A 3,622-nucleotide genomic window follows, 5' to 3' on the forward strand; every position below is an offset into this window, starting at 1 on the left:
GGSCACGCCGATGACGGTGTGGTACAAGCCGGATTCCTCGTGGAAGACCGCGAAGGTCAACTACCAGGCGAACGGCAAGTGGTCCGGCGGCGCGCAGCAGATGGAGGCCTCCTGCGGCGGCTGGTACAGGTACACGATCCCGGACACCGCCGGCGGGCAGGTGCGCATGGCGTTCACGGACGGCGGTTCCGCCTGGGACAACAACGGCGGGCAGGGCAAGGACTACCGAGTGAGCGGCGGCAGCGTCGCCGTGGCCGGCGGCCAGATGATCACCGACGTCACACCAAACTGCACCATAACCAACAAATAACTGAAAACAGCTGAGGCCTGGTTTCATATCCCAATGGAACCGGGCCTCAGCATTACCTGAACAAATCCAATCCAATCAAGGAAGATGATGAAACAATCAGCAACGCTTGCTCGTCTGAGCAAGAAGACCGTAGCGTTCCTCGCCGCGGTCATCACGCTGCTCGCGGGTCTTTCCATCAGCACTGCCGCTCCGCAAGAAGCCAGTGCCTCCACCCGTGACAGCTATGCCGACACCATCGGCAATCCCATCTTCGAGACTGCCCGCAAGAAGTACGGTCTACCGAAGGACATGAAGGACGGCGCAACACTGCACGCCTTCGAATGGTCGTTCAAGACCATCATGGAAAACATTCCGGATATCGCCAAAGCCGGCTACACCTCCATCCAAACCGAACCAATCGTCAAAATCAAGGACAATCGCAAGCTCGGCACCGGCAACTGGTATCTCAACTGGTACTACGTGTATCAGCCGACCGACATGTCCATCGGCAATTACGTGGTCGGTTCGGAAGACGAATTCAAGGAAATGTGCAAGCTGGCCCATCAGTATGGTCTGCGCATCATCGTCGATTCCGTGTCCAACCATTTCACCTCTGATTTCGATGTCATCGCAGACAAATGGCGCAACAAGAACTACTTCCACGAGGACAAGCAAATCTCCGATTACAACAATCGTGAAGACTGCACCCAGCACAAGCTGTCCGGCCTGTGGGATCTCAACACGCAGGATGACACCGTGACCCAGGGTATGGCCGACCTGCTCAAGCAGACGGTCGCCGATGGTGCGGACGGCTTCCGCTATGATGCTGCCAAGCATATCGAGCTGCCTGACGAGGTGTTCGGCAAGCAGTCCAACTATTGGAACACGATTCTCAAGAACGGCGCCCAATACCAGTATGGCGAGGTGCTTGAGGACGCGAATGTGCGAGAAGCCGATTACGCCAATCTGTTCTGGAACAGCTCAGTGGCCGGCGGCGGCATCACCGACTCCTCCTATGGCCATGAGGTGCGTAACGGTGTGCAGCATGGCAACCTGTCGGCGAGCCATTTCACGCAGCACAACAAGGTGTCTGAAGACAAGACCGTCAACTGGGTGGAATCGCATGATAACTTCGCCAACGGCGAGGCGAATATCCCACAGGAACTCAGTGATGAATGGATCAAGTACGGCTGGGCTGGCGTGACCGCCCAGAAGAACGGCATGTCCCTGTTCTTTGACCGTCCGTACAAGGATGGCGGCACGTATGGTACCGGCGGCAAGGGCACGTATGGCAATGGCAGCGGCCCGTTCACCGAGAATTCGAAGCTCGGCGACGCCGGCTCCGACCTGTGGAAGGATCCGGAGGTTGTAGCGGTCAACCACTTTCGTAACTCCATGATTGGCGAGAACTCGAACGTGAGCAACTGCGGTGATGACCTGTGTCTCATGGTTGAACGTTACGCTGGCTCTTCTGCCCAGGATGGCGTGGTTGTCGCGAACGCGAACGGCAGCGTCAAGAACCTTGCCGGCACGTCCACGAAGCTGACGAACGGCACGTACACCGATGAGGTCACCGGCAGCACCATTACGGTCTCCGGCGGCACCATTACGTCCGGTTCCGTGAACGCGAAGGCGATTGCGGCGTTCTCCAACAAGACCCGTTCCGAGAAGATTTCCACAGCTGAGGCGTACCCGAACAAGGGCACGATCCCCGGCACGTCCAAGAAGATCACGCTGCGCGCCTACCAGGCGACCAACACGACCTACATGACGTCCGACGGTCAGTCCGGCTCCTATTCTGACGGTGATGTCATCAAGATCGGTGCCAGCGCCAAGAAGGGCGACGTGCTCACGGTGACAGTGAAGGGTACTGGTGCTGACGGCCAGGCCATCACGCATACGTACTCGTACACCAAGCAGGGCGACCCGACCTATGATCCTAGCGACGGCACCCAAAGCCCATGCGACAAGTACTGTGTAACCTACATGCAGAAGAACGGGTACAACCCGGATACCTACATTGATTCGGAAGAAACCGACTATGAGGGCGGTTCCGGCGTGGACGCGACCGGCGTGTCCATCTTCGGTGATGGTGTCTCCAACGGCAAGGTGTCCCGCGATATCTCGTCCGGCAATACCTCGCTGACGCTCAAGGCAACCGTAACGCCTTCGGACGCCAGCCAGCGCGTGACTTGGAGCAGCTCCGACGATTCCGTGGCAGCTGTCAGCTCGGAAGGTAAAGTCAGCCTCAAGAAGGCCGGTACGGCGACTATCACCGCGACCACCTCCAACGGCAAGACCGCTACGGTGACGATCACCGTGACCGGTGAAGCGCCTAAGGCGACGAACGTGATGTACGCGGCCAAGCCTTCAAACTGGAGCAAGATCTACGCCTACGTTTACGTTGACGGTTCTACCAACAATGCGAAGTGGCCGGGCGTGGAGATGACTGCGATTTCGGGTACTGATACGTGCGGCCAGTCCGGTTACTATTACGACGTGCCGGACAACCTTGCCGGCAACGCGAAAGTCATCTTCAACGATGGCGGCAGCCAGCAGGTTCCGGGCGCGAACCAGGCAGGCATCTCCTACAACGGTGGTACCGTCCGTTGGTCCGGTTCCGGTACCACCCTTGAATCCGTGACCTGCCAGACGCCTGATGTTGCGGTGTCGTCGGTTGCGGTTTCGGGTTCTGGTGTGTCGAATGGCAAGCTGTCGTTGGAGAAGGGCAAGTCGGCCCAACTGTCGGCGACGGTCAATCCGTCGGATGCGACCAATAAGACGGTGACGTGGAGTTCGTCTGATGCGTCGGTGGCTTCGGTGACGGGGACTGGTTACGTGTCGGCTGTGAAGGCGGGTACGGCCACGGTCACCGCGTCTGCTGGCGGCAAGAGCGCGTCGGTCACGGTGACGGTCACGGACGTGCCGAAGCAGCCGATGACGGTGTGGTACAAGCCGGCGTCGTCGTGGAAGACCGCGAAGGTGCATTACAAGGCGAACGGCAAGTGGACGGGCTCGGCCCAGCAGATGACCCTGTACAGGGATGGCTGGTACAGGTACACGATCCCGGACACCGCCGGCGGGCAGGTGCGCATGGCGTTCACGAATGGTTCCGCCTGGGACAACAACGGCGGGCAGGGCAAGGACTACCGCGTGAGCGGCTCGGTCGTGTCCGTGTCCGGGGGGAAGGTCTCGTACTCCGCCCCGTCGTTCGGCACGCCGATGACGGTGTGGTACAAGCCGGATTCCTCGTGGAAGACCGCGAAGGTCAACTACCAGGCGAACGGCAAGTGGTCCGGCGGCGCGCAGCAGATGGAGGCCTCCTGCGGCGGC

The 3,622-nt window shown here is 59.6% G+C and carries 2 protein-coding genes; both read left to right on the forward strand.

The features are described from left to right. On the forward strand, positions 1 to 310 hold a 310-nt coding region (locus BMIN_RS07880; protein WP_034886389.1), incomplete at its 5' end, for a carbohydrate binding domain-containing protein. An 84-nt stretch (positions 311 to 394) separates the two neighbouring features. After that, on the forward strand, positions 395 to 3,622 hold a 3,228-nt coding region (locus BMIN_RS08150), incomplete at its 3' end, for an Ig-like domain-containing protein (protein WP_081928466.1).

The organism is Bifidobacterium minimum, from assembly GCF_000741645.1.
GTDB lineage: Bacteria > Actinomycetota > Actinomycetes > Actinomycetales > Bifidobacteriaceae > Bifidobacterium > Bifidobacterium minimum.